Origin of the sequence: Mesorhizobium sp. WSM3860, from assembly GCF_002294995.1 — a bacterium.
In the GTDB taxonomy this organism is placed as follows: domain Bacteria; phylum Pseudomonadota; class Alphaproteobacteria; order Rhizobiales; family Rhizobiaceae; genus Mesorhizobium.
On record NZ_NSGF01000001.1, the window covers coordinates 410474 to 427140 of the forward strand.

Genomic DNA, 16667 nt, shown 5'->3' on the forward strand with positions numbered 1-16667 from the left:
TTGGCAAGGGGAGGCGCTCTCCCTATGTTAGGCCCAAGCCTCCATCACCATCGTGGGTCCGCGCGCGGACACCAACAGGACAATAGATGAATCCGAATTATCGCAACCTCGCGCTCTGGGCGATCATAGCGGTCCTGCTCATCGCCCTGTTCAATCTTTTCCAGACGCCGCAGACGCGCGGCGCTTCGAGCGAGATTGCCTATTCGCAGTTCCTGCAGGATGTCTCTTCCGGCCGGGTCAAGAGCGTGACGATCGCCGGCGCCCGTATCTCGGGCAACTACACGGACAACGCCAACGGCTTCCAGACCTATTCGCCTGGCGATCCGTCGCTGGTCTCCAGGCTGCAGGACAAGAACGTCACCATCAATGCGCGGCCTGAAACCGACGGTTCGAACTCGCTGTTCGGCTATCTGATCTCGTGGCTGCCGATGATCCTGATCCTCGGTGTGTGGATATTCTTCATGCGCCAGATGCAGTCCGGCTCCGGCCGCGCCATGGGCTTCGGCAAGTCGAAGGCGAAGTTGCTCACCGAGGCGCATGGCCGCGTCACCTTCCAGGACGTCGCCGGCGTCGACGAGGCCAAGGAGGACCTGGAGGAGATCGTCGAGTTCCTGCGCGATCCGCAGAAGTTCCAGCGGCTCGGCGGCAAGATCCCGCGCGGCGTGCTGCTGGTCGGCCCTCCCGGAACCGGCAAGACGCTGCTCGCCCGCTCCGTCGCAGGCGAGGCCAACGTGCCGTTCTTCACCATCTCCGGCTCGGATTTCGTCGAGATGTTCGTCGGCGTCGGCGCAAGCCGCGTGCGCGACATGTTCGACCAGGCCAAGAAGAACGCGCCCTGCATCATATTCATCGACGAAATCGACGCGGTCGGCCGCCATCGCGGCGCCGGCCTCGGCGGCGGCAATGACGAGCGCGAGCAGACGCTGAACCAGCTGCTGGTCGAGATGGACGGCTTCGAGTCCAACGAAAGCATCATCCTGATCGCCGCCACCAACCGGCCCGACGTGCTCGACCCGGCGCTGCTCAGGCCCGGCCGTTTCGACCGCCAGGTGGTGGTGCCGAACCCCGACATCGTCGGCCGCGAGAAGATCCTCAAGGTGCATGTGCGCAACGTGCCGCTGGCGCCCAATGTCGACCTCAAGGTCATCGCGCGCGGCACGCCGGGCTTCTCCGGCGCCGACCTGATGAACCTGGTCAACGAATCCGCGCTGATGGCGGCGCGCCGCAACAAGCGGCTCGTCACCATGGCCGAGTTCGAGGACGCCAAGGACAAGATCATGATGGGCGCCGAGCGCCGCTCGTCGGCGATGACGCAGGCCGAGAAGGAGCTGACCGCCTATCACGAGGCCGGCCATGCCATCCTGGCGCTCAACGTGCCGACGGCCGATCCGCTGCACAAGGCGACCATCATTCCGCGCGGCCGCGCGCTCGGCATGGTCATGCAGCTGCCGGAAGGCGACCGCTATTCGATGAGCTACAAATACATGATCTCGCGGCTCGCGATCATGATGGGCGGCCGCGTCGCCGAGGAGTTCAAGTTCGGCAAGGAGAACATCACTTCCGGCGCCTCCTCCGACATCGAGCAGGCGACCAAGCTCGCGCGCGCCATGGTCACGCGCTGGGGCTTCTCCGACAAGCTCGGCCATGTCGCCTATGGCGACAACCAGGAAGAGGTCTTCCTAGGCCATTCGGTGGCGCGCACCCAGAACATCTCGGAAGAGACCGCACAGATCATCGACGCCGAGGTGCGCCGTCTGATCGACGACGCCTACTCGACGGCCAAGGCCATCCTCACCAAGAAGAAGAAGGACTGGATCGCGCTGGCCGAAGGGCTGCTCGAATACGAGACGCTGACCGGCGACGAGATCAAGCAGCTGATCGCCGGCCACAAGCCCGCCCGCGACCTTGGCGACGACACGCCGCCCAGCCGCGGCTCGGCCGTGCCGAAGGCCGGCACCGGCGGCCGCCGCAAGAAGGGCCCCGAACCCGAAGGCGGCATGGAGCCGCAGCCGTCAAGCTGAGGTTGGTGCGCGAAAGACCGATCGAGAAACGCCGCGGCTTGGTCCGCGGCGTTTTTGTTTGGGAATTGGAGACAAGGCAAGGCTTCCCTCGTCCCGGCGTCCAGATATCGCCCGACGGCAGATCCTCGGACACTCCCGAGGATGATGGCTCAACGTCTGCGGGAAAAGCGATGAACCGCTTTATCCGCGCATTCGATTTTTATGATTCAGCTTTCAGCCGCGCATTGCAGAGGCTGTAGTAGCCGCCGCCCTTCTGGATCCAGCGAAGGCCGTTCAACGTACCCGCGTTCTTGTTGTCGTGGTAACCCTGCAGGCAAGTCTTCATCCGGGCCTTCGCGGGCTTTTCGGTCTTGAACTCGGCGGCGAGGGTGGTCGGGAATGTCACGCCCGCCGGCGCTACAGTAGGGGCGACCGCCGCGCTGGTGTCCTTTTCTGCTGGCTCCGCCGTTTTGACCGCATCCGCGCTGACACTCTCCGCGGCGGACGTCGCGCATTTCTCCTTGCGGTAAGCGGCCCAGTCCATGCCGTTCAGAGTGCCGCCTTCCTTGGCTGCCCGATAGGTCTCGCCGCATTCCCTCATCGTCAGTGCGCTCGCAGGCGTGGTGCTCCAAGCGACCAGTGCCGTGACAGCCAACGCCGCCAATTTCAAATTGAACATAAGACCCTCCTGATTGATAGTAACCTCGACGTCTTTTTGTATACTGTTTGTTCCCCATATGTTCAATCAGAATCTTTGCAAACTGCCGATAGGTCTGGCGGCGAGCAGTGTGTGGGCGAATCGATGATGCCGACAGTCCGCGATATGCAGATGCGAGCAAGGCCGCGGGCGTCTTCGCCCGCAACAAAAAGCCCGCGCATCTTGCGATGCGCGGGCCCTTGTCCGGGAAATATTGAGAAGTGATCAGCTCTTCAGCTTGGCGTTGCACAGGCTGTAAAAGCCGCCGCCCTTCTGGATCCACTTCAGGCCGTTCAGCGTGTTGGCATCCTTGTTGGCATAGTACTGCTCGAGGCAGGTATGCATGCGGGCCTTGGCCGGGGTCTCGTTGGCGAATTTCGGCGAGATGGCGGTCGGGAAGGTCACGCCCTTCGGCGCAGCGACGCTGGGCTTTGCCGGCTCCTTCGTGAAAGTCGCCTCGGTCGGAGCGGGCACGGTCTCGTCGTCGTCGCCGACGCCGCATTCGGTCTTGCGGAAATCGTTCCACTTCATGCCGTTCAGCTTGTTGGCGGTCTTGGCCGCCTGGTACTTGGTGCTGCATTCGGCCATGGTCAGGCCCTTGGCCGAACCGCCGGCAACGGTGGAAGTCTTGGTGGTGGCAGGTTTGGCGCCGGTCGCAGCGGCGGTGGCGCCGGGGCCGCATTCAGCCTTGCGGAAATCGTTCCACTTCATGCCGTTCAGCGTGCCGGCGGCCTTCGCGGCCTGATACTTGGTGCTGCATTCCTTTGCGGTCAGGCCCTTGGCAGTGTCGTCGGAGGCAGCTGCCGTCTTTGCCTTCTTGGTGTCAGCGGCCTTGGTTTCGGTCGCAGCCTTGGTCTCAGTCGTCGCCTTGGTGTCGGTCGCCTTGGTGTCGGTCGCGGCGGAAGCGTCGCTGCCGCACTGGGCCTTGCGGAACTGGTTCCATGTCTGGCCATTGAGTGTTCCGGCGTCCTTGGCCGCGTTGTACTTGGTGCTGCACTCGGCCATGGTCAGCGCGTTGGCCGGCGCCGCCAGGAACAGGGTTGCGACGGCGATGCCCGTCAATGTTGCAAGTCTATGAATAAGCATGGCGTTTTTCTCCCTTGCTGCCGCCAAATGGTCCCTATGCCAAATCAATAGCTCTCAACTTCGGGCTGCGCCAGATGCTTCCCGTGCGGATGCCCTCACAAAGTGTGTTCCTGCCGACAATGGTGATAAAATGCTTGCGCTCATTGCGAGCGAATAAGGTTTTTCTCAAGCGTGTCGGGCGGAAAAGCTGTCTCGGCTTCTATATTGCCACTACAACGAGAGGTCGTGACGGCTGCCGAATCACTTGACCCGCCTGCGACAATGATTTTCTAAGGAACGGTAATATATAATCACGAAACGTGATCATCGGGTGCGGCCCAATTGTGGCAATACGGGCGGCTGAAACCGACGGGGATTTGGCAGGTATGGCAGGGCAGTATTTCGGCACCGACGGCATCCGCGGACGGGCCAACAAGTTTCCCATGACGGCCGAGGTCGCCATGCGAGTGGGCATGGCCGCCGGCCTTTCCTTCCAGCGCGGCAACCATCGGCACCGTGTCGTGCTCGGCAAGGACACGCGGCTTTCCGGCTACATGATCGAGAACGCGATGGTGTCGGGGCTGTGCGCCGCCGGCATGGACGTGTTCCTGCTCGGACCGATTCCGACACCGGCGGTCGCCATGCTGGTGCGCTCGCTGCGCGCCGACATCGGGGTGATGATCTCGGCCTCGCATAACCCCTATTACGACAACGGCATCAAGCTGTTCGGCCCCGACGGCTACAAGCTCTCCGACGAGATCGAGGAGCGCATCGAAGGCATGCTCGACAAGGACATCGAGTTGTCGCTTGCCGATTCCGACGGACTGGGGCGCGCCAAGCGCGTCGACGGCGTCCACGACCGCTATATCGAATTCGCCAAGCGCACGCTGCCGCGCTCGATGTCGCTTTCCGGGCTTCGGATCGTCGTCGATTGCGCGAACGGCGCCTCCTACAAGGTGGCGCCGGAGGCGCTGTGGGAGCTCGGCGCCGAGGTGGTCGCCATCAATGTCGAGCCGAACGGCTTCAACATCAACAAGGAGTGCGGCTCGACTCATCCTGCGGGCCTGCAGAAAAAGGTGCATGAGGTGCGCGCCGATATCGGGATCGCGCTCGACGGCGACGCCGACCGTGTCGTCATCGTCGACGAGAACGGCGCCATCGTCGACGGCGACCAGATCATGGCGCTGATCGCCGAGTCCTGGCACCAGAGCGGGCGGCTGGCCGGCGGCGGCGTCGTCTCGACAGTGATGTCCAATCTCGGTCTCGAGCGTTTCCTCGGCGACATGAAGCTGCAGCTGCACCGCACCAAGGTCGGCGACCGCTATGTCGTCGAGCACATGCGCGCGCACGGCCTCAATGTCGGCGGGGAGCAATCCGGCCATATCGTGCTGTCCGATTTCTCGACCACCGGCGACGGCCTGGTTTCGGCGCTGCAGGTGCTGGCCTGCATCAAGCGGCAGAACCGGCCGGTCAGCGAGCTGTCGAAGAAGTTCGAGCCGGTGCCTCAGCTTCTGAAGAACGTCCGCATCTCCGGCGGCAAGCCGCTGGAGGAGGCGCCGGTCAAGGCAGCCATCGAGGAAGGGCGCAACCGCCTGGGCAAGGCCGGCCGTCTGGTTATCCGGCCGTCCGGCACCGAGCCGCTGATCCGCGTCATGGCCGAAGGCGACGATCCGCAGCTGGTCGAGGCAGTCGTCAACGAGATCGTCGGCATCATCTCGGATACCCGCAGCGCCGCCTGATCGCCGCCGCAAACCGGCCAATCGCCTCTGCAAGCCCGCCGCCAGGCGGGCTTTTTCGCACCCAACACCCCAGACAACGACATACCCTCTAAAATTGTAGAGATTCGTGGTTAATCGGTACGGTTAAACGGCTTTTAACCTTTGCAATTCATTATCCACGCCGAGGTTCATCTTCGGGCGAGGTCGTCCCGAGGCTTCTTAGGGGTGACAGCATGTTCGATACAGCAAGAATGGCACTGTTTGCCGCGCTGTTGGCGGGAGTGGCCGGACCGGCCCTCGCGGCCGACCTCGGGGAACCACCACCGGTGGAGGAAGCTCCACCGCCGGTGGTCGAGGCTCAGCCGATCGACCTCGGCGGCTGGTATATTCGCGGCGACATCGACTACCACAAGTCGACTTTGCGCGGTATCGACTACATTACATACGGCCCACCGCCCGGTACCAACGACTTCGATTTCGGCAAGCTGAAGGGCGGCTTCTCGCTCGGCGGCGGCGTCGGCTACAAGATCAACGATTACTTCCGTACCGATCTGACGGCCGACTATTGGTTCAAGTCGGACTTCAACGGCCAGACCTCGGACCTCGTCACGACATCAACCGAGGTGTCGAGGATGAGCGCGCTGCTGCTGTTGGCCAATGCCTATGTCGACATCGGCACCTATCACGGCATCACGCCTTACGTCGGCGCCGGCATCGGTGGCGCGCACGTCAAGTGGGACACGGTCCACGATCCGAACACCCCCGAAACCAACCCTGGCTCATCCAACTGGCGCTTCGCCTACGCGCTCATGGCCGGCGCTTCCTACTGCCTGACCGACAGGCTGATCCTCGACGCGGGCTACCGCTTCACTCATATCCAAGGCGGGCGCATGTTCGAGTTCGATTCGACCAGTTCCGGGCCGGGGTTCGACCACGGCATCAACACGCATGAGGTGCGTGGCGGTCTGCGCTACCAGTTCGGCGGCAACAACGGGTGCACCACACCGGTGGCTTACCAGCCGGAGCCGGAGCCAATCTACACCAAGTAGTCGCTTCGAAGATCCTGAAAGTTACCAACCGCCCCGGCGCCCGCCGGGCGGTTTTCTTTTGGCCCGTTGGCCGGTAAAATCGCATCGAAATCAAATCGGTAACCGCCTGTTATCCTTAACCGGCACTTAACCACTATGGTTAACAATGCTCCTGAAACGGCAGCTGTGCTCGCGTTTGCGACTGGTGCCAATCTCAGGAGCCGGGGACCATGACTTCAAAATCGCGTATCGCACTGGCGCTCGCAGCAATCGTGCTGACGCCGGCGACACAGGCGGTGTCGGCCGACTACGATCCGCCGATCTATGTCGACCAGGCGCCGGACTATCAGCCGGTCGAGGTGGGCTCCGGATGGTACCTTCGCGGCGACGTCGGCTACGCTTTCAGCCACCCGTTCAAGCATGAGGAAACCTCGTCGGGACCGCTCAACAGCTTCAGCGATGAGGCCAGCTTGTTCAGCGGCAGCATCGGCATGGGCTATCACGTCAACGACTACCTGCGGGTCGAGTTGAACGGTGGAATCCTGCCGACCGACAAATTCGCCGCCCATGACAGACTGGGAGCGACCTGCGACGGGCACACGCTTGTGGACGACGGTTTCGGAACGATCAATTCCGTCGCGACCAGCCAGGCCTGCGACCTTTCCGACAACGCCTCCAACAAGGGCTACAGCATCATGGCCAATGGCTATATGGACCTGGGCACCTATGTCGGGCTCACGCCCTATATCGGCGGCGGTGTCGGTCTCGCTTACAACAAATACTACAGAAGCATCGGCGCGCGCGACTGCGTGGAGGTTCCGACGAACAGTGCCGGCACCGGAGGATTTTTCTGCGACGATCCGGCCGGCTATGAAGGGCAGACTGATACTGCGGCGAAGTTCAACCTGGCCTATTCAATCGGCGCAGGCCTGTCCTACCAGGTCACGAAAAATGTTTCGGTCGATCTCGGCTACGAGTACTTTTCGGTCCCAGCGGCGAAATACGTCGCCTATGACGGTGGCGCTTTCAATATCCGCAAGGGCATTGACTATCAGACGGTCAAGCTCGGTCTGCGCTACGATCTTTGGTGAGCGAGAGAATTCGGAAATTGCAGCCGGCGGATCGAGCGGTCCGCCGTTCCTTTTCGTTTCCGGCGCTTGGTGCCGTGAGACAAATATCCCGACAGCGACAAAAACTTTGCTCTTGACGCCGGAAGGTTGAAAGCATATCGCCGTCCGTGGGCCACCCCTCCCCAACGAGGGGCCACTATCTGGAAGGATAGACCACAATGACGACGCTTACCAAGCCCGGACTCCGTCCGGCAAACCCCAATTTCTCCTCAGGTCCCTGTGCAAAACGCCCCGGCTGGTCGGCCGAGGCGCTGAAAGCTGCCGCGCTCGGACGCTCCCACCGCGCCAAGATCGGCAAGGGCAAGCTCGAGCAGGCGATCGAGCTGACGCGCGAAATCCTCAAGGTTCCGGCCGGCTACCGGATCGGCATCGTGCCGGCATCCGATACCGGCGCGGTCGAGATGGCCCTGTGGTCGCTGCTTGGCGAGCGCGGCGTCGACATGGTCGCCTGGGAAAGTTTCGGTTCCGGCTGGGTGACCGATGTCGTCAAGCAGCTCAAGCTCGCCGACGTGCGCAAGTTCGAGGCCGGTTACGGCGTGTTGCCCGATCTGACGCAGATCGATTTCGACCGCGACGTGGTCTTCACCTGGAACGGCACCACCTCCGGCGTGCGCGTGCCGAACGGCGATTTCATTCCGACCGACCGCAAGGGTCTCACCATCTGCGACGCCACTTCGGCGGCGTTCGCGCAGCGGCTCGACTTCGAAAAACTCGACGTCGTCACCTTCTCCTGGCAGAAGGTGCTGGGCGGCGAGGGCGCGCATGGCATGCTGGTCCTCAGCCCGCGCGCCGTCGAGCGGCTGGAGACCTACAAGCCGGCCTGGCCGCTGCCGAAGATCTTCCGGCTGACCTCGGGCGGCAAGCTGATCGAGGGCATCTTCAAGGGCGAGACCATTAACACCCCGTCGATGCTGTGCGTCGAGGACTACCTCGATGCGCTTCAATGGGCGAAGTCGATCGGCGGCCTGGAAGCGCTGATCGCCCGCGCCAACGCCAACGCCGCCGTGCTAGACCGGTTCGTGGACAGGTCGTCGTGGCTCGGCCATCTGGCCGTCGATCCGGCGACGCGCTCGAATACTTCCGTTTGCCTGTCCTTCACCGATCCGGACGTGGCGGCGCTTGGTGCCGATGGTCAGGTGGCTTTCGCCAAGGGCATCGTCTCGACGCTCGACAAGGAAGGTGTCGCCTACGACATCGGCTCCTATCGCGATGCGCCGCCCGGCCTGCGTATCTGGTGCGGCGCGACCGTCGAGACCTTCGATCTCGAAGCACTACTGCCCTGGCTCGACTGGGCCTTCGCCACGCAGAAGGCGTCGCTGAAAGCGGCCGCCTGACTCATTCGCGGCGGCCTTCGGGCCGCCGATCCCAAACGGATCAATCCCATTCTTCAAGGAGGCCGCCATGGCGCCCCGCGTTCTCGTCTCGGACAAACTTTCAACCACCGCCGTGCAGATCTTCAAGGACCGCGGCATCGAGGTCGACTACCTGCCCGATCTCGGCAAGGACAAGGAAAAGCTTCTCGAAGTGATCGGCCATTATGATGGCCTCGCCATCCGCTCGGCTACCAAGGTCACCGAGAAGCTGATCAATGCCGCCCCCAGGCTCAAGGTCGTCGGCCGCGCCGGCATCGGCGTCGACAATGTCGACATTCCGGCGGCGAGCCGCAAGGGCATCATCGTGATGAACACGCCCTTCGGCAATTCGATCACCACGGCCGAACATGCCGTTGCGATGATCTTTGCGCTGGCGCGCCAAATCCCGGAGGCCAACGCCTCGACGCATGCGGGAAAATGGGAGAAGAACCGCTTCATGGGCGTCGAGATCACCGGCAAGACGCTGGGCGTGATCGGCTGCGGCAATATCGGCTCGATCGTCGCGACGCGCGGCGTCGGCCTGAAGATGCATGTCGTGGCATTTGATCCGTTCCTGTCGGACAGCCGCGCTGAAGAGCTCGGCGTCGAGAAGGTCGAACTCGACGAGCTTTTCGCGCGCGCCGACTTCATCACCTTGCACACGCCGCTGACCGACAAGACGCGCAACATCATCGATGCGGCCGCGATCGCCAAGATGAAGGACGGCGTGCGCATCATCAATTGCGCGCGCGGTGGGCTGGTCGTCGAAGCCGACCTGGTCGCGGCGCTGAAGAGCGGCAAGGTGGCCGGCGCCGGCGTCGATGTTTTCGAGGCCGAGCCGGCGGAGGACAATCCGCTGTTCGGCATGGAGAATGTCGTGGCAACCCCGCATCTCGGCGCCTCGACCACCGAGGCGCAGGAGAATGTTGCGTTGCAAGTGGCCGAGCAGATGGCCGATTACCTGATCAAGGGCGCCGTTTCCAACGCCATCAACATGCCCTCGATCACCGCCGAGGAAGCGCCCCGACTGAAACCCTTCGTCAAGCTGGCCGAGGTGCTCGGCGCCTTTGTCGGCCAGGTCACAGAAGATCCGATCAAGGAGGTCGAGATCCTGTTCGACGGCTCGACCGCGACGATGAACACACGCGCGCTGGTGAGTGCCACCCTTGCCGGCCTGATCCGGCCGCAGGTCTCCGACGTCAACATGGTGTCGGCGCCGATCATGGTGAAGGAGCGCGGCATCATCGTCGCCGAGGTCAAGCGCGACAAATCGGGCGTCTTCGACGGCTATATCAAGCTCACGGTCAAGACCGAGCACATGACGCGCTCGATCGCCGGCACCTGCTTCTCGGACGGCAAGCCGCGCTTCATCCAGATCAAGGGCATCAACCTCGATGCCGAAGTCGGCCAGCACATGCTCTACACGACCAATGCCGACGCGCCCGGCATCATCGGCCTGCTCGGCACCGTCTGCGGCGAGAACGGCGTCAACATCGCCAACTTCCAGCTCGGCCGCAACCGGCCGGGCGGCGATGCGATCGCGCTGCTCTACCTCGACGCACCCTTCCCGGAAAAGGTGCTCGATCAGCTGCGGGCGCACCAATCGATCGATTCGGCCAAACCGCTGCACTTCGATGTCGGCGCCGCCTGAAAGCTCATGTCCCGCGTGCTTCGGCGTGCGGGGCATCTCGCCTACAGAACGGCCCTGCTGCCGCTGTATTCGGCCAGCGCGATGCCTCCGAGCACGAGCGCAAGCGCAAGGCCCTGATAGAATTGGAACTGCTCGCCGACGATCAGCACTGAAAGCAGCGTGCCGAAGATGGGTACCAGATTGATGAACAGTCCGGCGCGATTGGCGCCGATCAGCTCATTGCCCTTGATGTAGAAGATCTGCGAGACGACGGACGCGCCGAGCGCGGTGTAGAACGCGACCGCCCATCCGCGCGCGTCCGGGACGATGACGCGGCCCGCCGCCACTTCCCAAACAAAGAACGGCACCGAGGTCAAAAGCGCGGCGAGCGACAGAGCCAGCATGAAGCTTTGCCAGCGGATGGCCGGCTTCAGGCGCAGCCCCACCGAATAGAGGCTGTAGCAGAGGACCGCGACCAGCATGATGGCGTCGCCGAAATTGAGCTCGATCTTCAGCAACTGACCGAGGTCGCCGTGGCTCGCGGTGAGGGCGACCCCGAGGATGGTCAGCGCGACGCCGACGATCTGCAGGCGGTGCACGTGCAGCCTAAACAGCACGAAATTGGCAAGGATGATGACGATCGGTATGGCGGCCTGCTCGATCGAGACATTGATGGCGGTCGTGTAGTTCAGCGCCGTGTAGAAGATGACGTTGAAGATCGTGAAGCCGCAGGCGCCGAGGCCGGCGACCAGCAGCCAATGCCGGCGAAGTTCAGGCCAGTCCTCGCGAAACGTCCGCCAGCCGACCGGCAGCAAGATCAGCACCGCCATCACCCAGCGCAGGAAGACCAGCGTCATCGGCGATACATGGCCGACGGCAAGCTTGCCGGCCACGGAATTGCCGCCCCACAGCAGCATGGTGGAGAGAAGGAACAGATAGGCGGCTCGATGCATCGCTTGATCCGGGGCGCGCAGGCGCGAGGGAAGAAGGATGCCGGCCTATTGCGATGGCGAGGCCAAGTAAATGATGCGAAAGCCGGAATTTGTTGTGCCTGGTTTGTTGTGCCCTGGGTGGTTTCGGGGACAAAGAAAGGGTCGCATCGGCCTGCACATGAGGCTATAGAGGCCTGTCGTTTCAAGCCGCCAATAGCGGCATCTCAAGGGAAAAGAACATGGCCAATGTGGTGGTCGTCGGCTCGCAGTGGGGCGACGAAGGCAAGGGCAAGATCGTCGACTGGCTGTCGGAACGCGCCGACGTGGTCGTGCGCTTCCAGGGCGGTCACAATGCAGGTCATACCCTGGTCGTCGACGGCAAGGTCTACAAGCTTTCGCTCTTGCCGTCCGGCGTGGTCAGAGAGGGCAAGCTGTCGATCATCGGCAACGGCGTGGTCTTCGATCCGCATGCCTTCGTCGCGGAAGTCAAGAAGCTCAAGGAGCAGGGCGTGGAGGTGACGCCCGAGCGCCTGAAAATCGCCGAAAACACCGCGCTTATCCTATCGCTGCACCGGGAGCTGGACGGGTTCCGCGAGGACGCCGCCTCGAATTCCGGAACCAAGATTGGCACGACCCGCCGCGGCATCGGTCCCGCTTATGAGGACAAGGTGGGCCGGCGCGCGGTGCGGGTGATGGATCTGGCGGATTTGGAAACGCTTCCCTTGAAGGTCGACAGGCTGCTCACGCACCACAATGCGCTGCGCCGCGGGCTCGGCCATGCCGAGGCGACGCATGAGGCGATCATGCAGGAGCTGACCTCGGTGGCCGGCGAGATCCTGCCTTACATGGACCGCGTCTGGAAGGTGCTCGACGACAAGCGCCGCGCGGGCGAGCGCATCCTGTTCGAGGGCGCGCAAGGCACGCTGCTCGATATCGACCACGGCACCTATCCCTTCGTCACCTCATCCAACACCGTGGCAGGGCAAGCGGCCGCCGGCTCCGGCACCGGCCCCGGCGCCATCGGCTATGTGCTCGGCATCACCAAGGCCTATACGACGCGCGTCGGGGAGGGGCCGTTCCCGACCGAGCAGCAGAACGAGGTCGGCGAGTTCCTCGGCACGCGCGGCCACGAATTCGGCGTCGTCACCGGCCGCAAGCGCCGCTGCGGCTGGTTCGACGCTGTGCTGGTGCGCCAGGCGGTGGCCGTCAACGGCATCAAGGGCATCGCGCTCACCAAGCTCGACGTGCTCGACGGGCTGGACGAGATCAAGGTCTGCACCGGCTACCGCCTCGATGGCGAGTTGATCGACTATCTGCCGGCCAGCCAAGGCGCCCAGTCGCGCGTCGAGCCGGTCTACGAGACGCTCGAAGGCTGGAAGGGAACGACGGCCGGCGCCAGGAGCTGGAACGATCTGCCGGCGCAAGCCGTCAAATATGTCCGCCACATCGAGGAGCTGATCGGCGCCCCGGTTGCGCTGCTTTCCACCAGCCCGGAGCGGGACGACACGATACTTGTGACCGATCCGTTTCAAGACTAGTTTCACAGCCGTTCCAGGGGCTACGGCTGATTTGCGGCCGGCCCGGGAAAGAATTGCAGGTCGACTGACGCATGGCAGATTTCGTTGGTGTTCTGAAAAAACAGCTTGCGAAGCACAGCGAGCCCTCGCCCGAGTTGCGCAAGCGGATTTACGAGAATGCTCGTGAGATGCTGGCGAAGAAACTCGCGGACTATTCTCCGCCGTTGTCGGCCGACGTCATCAGCAAGCAGAAACGTTCGCTCGAAGATGCCGTTGCCAGCGTCGAGAGGGAGTATGCCAAGCCCGCTCCGGCGCCCAAGCCCGCTCCAGCGGAAGATCCGCTGGCGGAGCTGGAACATATTTTCTCATCGATCGACCGCAACAAGAACCAGCCGAGCCACGTCCGGCAGCCGTTGGTGGCGAAGCCCGAACCTGCCAAACCAGAGCCCTTGAAGACGGCTCCCGCACCGGCGCCGGTGAAGTCGGAACCGAGCTGGCAAAGCGCATCAAAGACGGAACCAAGCTGGCAAGGGGCAACGAAGACTGAGCCCGGCGGCTGGCACAAGGTGCCCGCGGCACCGCCGCCCATGCCCTCGCCGCGCGAGGACGATGTCGGCCTGCCCGGCAGGAACGCCGCCGAACCGGACGACGACAGCGATGTCTTTGCCAATGACGAGCAGCCGGCCGATACTTTCCAGCGGCTGCGGCCTGCTCCACGCAAGCGCAGCTATGGCGGCTTGATTGCCGCCGTTGTCGCATTGCTGGTGTTGGCCGGCGGCGGTTACGGCGTTTGGCTGAACAAGGATGCGTTCAGCACTATGCTCGGCTTGAAGGGCGGCAGCAGCCAGACCGTCTCGACCGAGCCTCTGGTCAAGCCTGCTCCGACAAAGCCGACCGCCGAGACGGCAGCCGCGCCGCCGGCCGCGGGCAACAACGCGACTGGAGCCAATGAGCCAGCCGAAACAGCGAAATTCACCCAGCGCCTGACGTCCGAGGGCAAGGAAGTCGATCCTGGTCCCGCCGGCGGCCAGAGCACCATCGGCGAGGGCGAATCCGTCGCCGCGCTGACCACGCCGCCGCCAGCCGCGCCTGCGATGACGCCTGCGCCCGCCGCTGGCGCGCCGCCGGCTGCGCAAACTCCGGCCGCGACCCCGCCCGCCGCCGGCACGCCGCCGGCTGCGCAAACGCCGGCCGCGACTCCCTCCGCCGGGACGACGCCGCCGGCGCCCGCCGATGCCGCCGCCAATCCGCCTGCGCCGGCCGCCGGGACCACGCCTCCCGCCGCGGCGGCCACTCCGCCTGCCGCTGGCACGACGACGCCAACCGCTTCCGGTACTGCGCCTGCGACGGCCCAAGCGACCGTGCCAGTCGGCCAGAAAGCGATCTTCTATGAGGAGCGCACCAGCACGCAGCAGGGCACCGCCGAGCCCGGCAGCATCGTCTGGTCGCTGGTGCAGGAATCGCCGGGCGGCGACCTGCCGCCGGAGCCGGCGATCCGCGCCGAGGCGACGATCCCCGGCAAGGACATCCAGCTGCGCATGACCATCCGGCGCAACACCGACCAGACGCTGCCGGCCAGCCACATCATCGAGATGATCTTCCTGACGCCGGAAGGGTTTGACGGCGGCGGCGTCGACAACATCCTGCGCATCGCCATGAAGAGCTCGGAACAGGACGCCGGCAGCCCGCTGATCGGCATCCCGGCCAAGATCGCCGACGGCTTCTTCCTCGTCGCGCTCAACGACACCAAGGCCGACGAGGACGCCAACCTGACGCTGCTCAGAGGGCAGGCCTGGATCGACGTGCCGGTGGTCTACAAGACCGGACGCCGTGCCCTGCTCACCATGGAAAAGGGCATCCCCGGCGAGAAGGTCTTCGATGAGGCGCTGAAAGCCTGGGCGGCAAAGACGTCCGGTTGATGCCGAGGCGTCGTTAGCAGTTCAGAAGCCTTGAAACAGCATGTCGAGCGCCGCGGCGATTTCGTCGTGATGGTTCGTGAGACTGGTTCTGTTCTCGGCGAGTTCTCTCGCCGGCACGGTCGCGATCAAATGGGTGGCCATGACCAGCTTGCGCCCGTTGATTTCGAAGACGGGGTGTAGCTTCCGCATTGGCGGCGGCGCTGACGAGAGCGGCAGAAGCGGAACGACCACGCGTGTCTCGAACTGGTCCAGCAGATCGGACTGAACGTCGAGAAGGTAGCCGCCTTCAATGCCGCCAGCAGCGAAGACGTCATAGCGCGCCATCAGAACTGCCGATGTTCCTTGAGTGGAACGCCATGCTTTTCGACATAATCATTCCAGGACTCCATCGTGGCGCGGTTTTCGAGCTTCCATAGGCGCGTTTTCTCGGCAGCCACGGCTTCGGCGATTCCGGCCTCGGCGGCGCGGGATACGTTCACATTGAGCCCTTTTGCTTCCTTCATGAGTTGTGAATCGATCGACAGATTCGCCGGCTGACGGACCGCGTTTGCTGCTATCTTGCGCATGATGGGCTCCGCAATATGCGTATAGAATATGCGTATTCACGGCGATCGCAAGGATGGCATTGGAAACGACCGCGTTACAGGGTTCGCTTCCCGGCGACATGATGAAGCCGCCCTCAGGCGCTACAACCGCGTAAACAGCAGGTCGAAACCGGGCACGTGGCGATGACTATGACGAAGATCGATCTTCGTGAGCTGGGTGAAACCGTTCTCCTGACGGATGGCGGCCTCGAAACGTCGCTCGTCTTCCTGGATGGCCTCGATCTGCCATGCTTTGCCGCTTTTCCCCTGGTCGGCGAGGAGCAGGGGCGGCAGAGGCTCGCCCGCTATTTCCGCCAGTATCTGGACATCGCCGAACAGCACGGCGTCGGCTTCGTGCTCGACACGCCGACATGGCGCGCCAATGCCGATTGGGGCGAAAAGCTCGGCTTCTCTACCCAGGCGCTGTCGGCCGCAAACCGGCAGGCAGTCTCATGGGCGCGGGCGCTGTCGGCGCCTTACGTGGCGCGGGGCATGGCCGTCCTGGTGAATGGCGTGGTCGGGCCGCGCGGTGACGGCTACCGGGTGGATGCGGCGATGACGTCCGCCGAAGCCGAGGAGTATCATGGCGACCAGACCAAGGCGTTCCGCGATGCGGGCGCCGATCTGGTCAGCGCTATTACCATGACCTATTCGCAGGAGGCTGCCGGAATAGCCTGCGCCGCCATGGGCGCGGGGCTGCAGTCGGTAATTTCCTTCACCGTCGAGACAGACGGGCGCTTGCCTTCCGGGGAAAGCATTAGAGAAGCGATCGAGACCGTCGATGACGAAACCGACGGAGCGCCCGCCTACTTCATGATCAACTGCGCTCATCCGACCCATTTTGACGCTGTCCTTGCCGGCGAGGGAGCCTGGATCAGGCGCATTCGCGGCGTGCGGGCCAACGCTTCCGCCAAAAGCCATGCCGAGCTGGACGCGGCGACCGAACTCGATCCCGGCGACCCGGTCGACCTCGGCCGGCGCTATCGCGCCATGCGCGACCGTTTCGGCCACATCGCCGTGCTTGGCGGTTGCTGCGGCACCGACAGGCGCCATATCGCCGCGATCTGCGAGGCCTGTTTGTGAGGAGTGGCTGAA

General features: G+C 63.6%; 14 protein-coding genes. 9 read left to right on the plus strand and 5 right to left on the minus strand.

The window, feature by feature from the left end; translation table 11 throughout:
- Positions 1 to 86: 86 nt before the first annotated feature.
- The gene (gene ftsH, locus CK220_RS02185; RefSeq protein WP_095809961.1) at positions 87 to 2021 is read left to right on the plus strand and encodes an ATP-dependent zinc metalloprotease FtsH; all 1935 of its coding nucleotides are present in this window, start codon (positions 87 to 89) and stop codon (positions 2019 to 2021) included.
- A gap of 199 nt (positions 2022 to 2220) precedes the next feature.
- On the opposite strand, the gene CK220_RS02190 is transcribed toward ftsH, so the two are convergent.
- Together CK220_RS02190 and CK220_RS02195 are read right to left on the minus strand one after the other, a co-directional pair.
- Positions 2221 to 2679 carry a hypothetical protein gene (locus tag CK220_RS02190; protein ID WP_095810265.1) on the minus strand — a complete coding sequence of 153 codons (459 nt, stop codon included), beginning with the start codon at positions 2677 to 2679 and terminating at the stop codon, positions 2221 to 2223.
- 243 nt (positions 2680 to 2922) lie between these two features.
- On the minus strand, positions 2923 to 3783 hold the full coding sequence (locus tag CK220_RS02195) for a hypothetical protein (RefSeq protein ID WP_095809962.1): 861 nt from the start codon (positions 3781 to 3783) through the stop codon (positions 2923 to 2925).
- Between the two features lie 365 nt (positions 3784 to 4148).
- Here CK220_RS02195 and glmM point away from each other — a divergent pair, with 365 nt between their 5' ends.
- The 5 genes from glmM (at position 4149) to serA (ending at position 10641) form a co-directional block, all read left to right on the plus strand.
- Positions 4149 to 5501, plus strand: a complete 1353-nt coding sequence (glmM, locus tag CK220_RS02200) for a phosphoglucosamine mutase (protein WP_067001816.1) — start codon at positions 4149 to 4151, stop codon at positions 5499 to 5501.
- A gap of 212 nt (positions 5502 to 5713) precedes the next feature.
- Positions 5714 to 6529: an outer membrane protein gene (locus CK220_RS02205; RefSeq protein ID WP_095809963.1), complete on the plus strand. Its 816-nt coding sequence runs from the start codon at positions 5714 to 5716 to the stop codon at positions 6527 to 6529.
- Positions 6530 to 6738: 209 nt separating this feature from the next.
- Positions 6739 to 7599 carry an outer membrane beta-barrel protein gene (locus CK220_RS02210; protein ID WP_095809964.1) on the plus strand — a complete coding sequence of 287 codons (861 nt, stop codon included), beginning with the start codon at positions 6739 to 6741 and terminating at the stop codon, positions 7597 to 7599.
- 197 nt (positions 7600 to 7796) lie between these two features.
- A complete protein-coding gene (locus CK220_RS02215; RefSeq protein WP_095809965.1) occupies positions 7797 to 8972 on the plus strand; it encodes a phosphoserine transaminase in 1176 nt (391 codons plus the stop codon).
- A 67-nt stretch (positions 8973 to 9039) separates the two neighbouring features.
- Positions 9040 to 10641 (plus strand): phosphoglycerate dehydrogenase, encoded by a 1602-nt coding sequence (gene serA, locus CK220_RS02220; protein WP_095809966.1) that lies wholly within the window; start codon positions 9040 to 9042, stop codon positions 10639 to 10641.
- A 41-nt stretch (positions 10642 to 10682) separates the two neighbouring features.
- On the opposite strand, the gene CK220_RS02225 is transcribed toward serA, so the two are convergent.
- A complete protein-coding gene (locus tag CK220_RS02225; protein ID WP_095809967.1) occupies positions 10683 to 11573 on the minus strand; it encodes a DMT family transporter in 891 nt (296 codons plus the stop codon).
- Between the two features lie 218 nt (positions 11574 to 11791).
- On the opposite strand from CK220_RS02225, the gene CK220_RS02230 reads away from it, so the two are divergent.
- Both CK220_RS02230 and CK220_RS02235 read left to right on the plus strand, forming a co-directional pair.
- Positions 11792 to 13090 carry an adenylosuccinate synthase gene (locus CK220_RS02230; RefSeq protein ID WP_095809968.1) on the plus strand — a complete coding sequence of 433 codons (1299 nt, stop codon included), beginning with the start codon at positions 11792 to 11794 and terminating at the stop codon, positions 13088 to 13090.
- A 71-nt stretch (positions 13091 to 13161) separates the two neighbouring features.
- The gene (locus tag CK220_RS02235; protein ID WP_095809969.1) at positions 13162 to 14988 is read left to right on the plus strand and encodes a hypothetical protein; all 1827 of its coding nucleotides are present in this window, start codon (positions 13162 to 13164) and stop codon (positions 14986 to 14988) included.
- A gap of 21 nt (positions 14989 to 15009) precedes the next feature.
- On the opposite strand, the gene CK220_RS02240 is transcribed toward CK220_RS02235, so the two are convergent.
- Both CK220_RS02240 and CK220_RS02245 read right to left on the minus strand, forming a co-directional pair.
- Positions 15010 to 15312, minus strand: a complete 303-nt coding sequence (locus tag CK220_RS02240) for a CcdB family protein (protein ID WP_095809970.1) — start codon at positions 15310 to 15312, stop codon at positions 15010 to 15012.
- Positions 15312 to 15554, minus strand: coding sequence for a type II toxin-antitoxin system CcdA family antitoxin (locus CK220_RS02245; RefSeq protein ID WP_095809971.1), 243 nt, complete (start codon positions 15552 to 15554; stop codon positions 15312 to 15314). Before CK220_RS02245 ends, CK220_RS02240 begins: the two co-directional genes overlap by 1 nt.
- Positions 15555 to 15716: 162 nt before the next feature.
- Here CK220_RS02245 and CK220_RS02250 point away from each other — a divergent pair, with 162 nt between their 5' ends.
- Complete coding sequence (locus CK220_RS02250) at positions 15717 to 16655, plus strand: homocysteine S-methyltransferase family protein (RefSeq protein WP_095809972.1); 939 nt, start codon at positions 15717 to 15719, stop codon at positions 16653 to 16655.
- Positions 16656 to 16667: the final 12 nt, after the last annotated feature.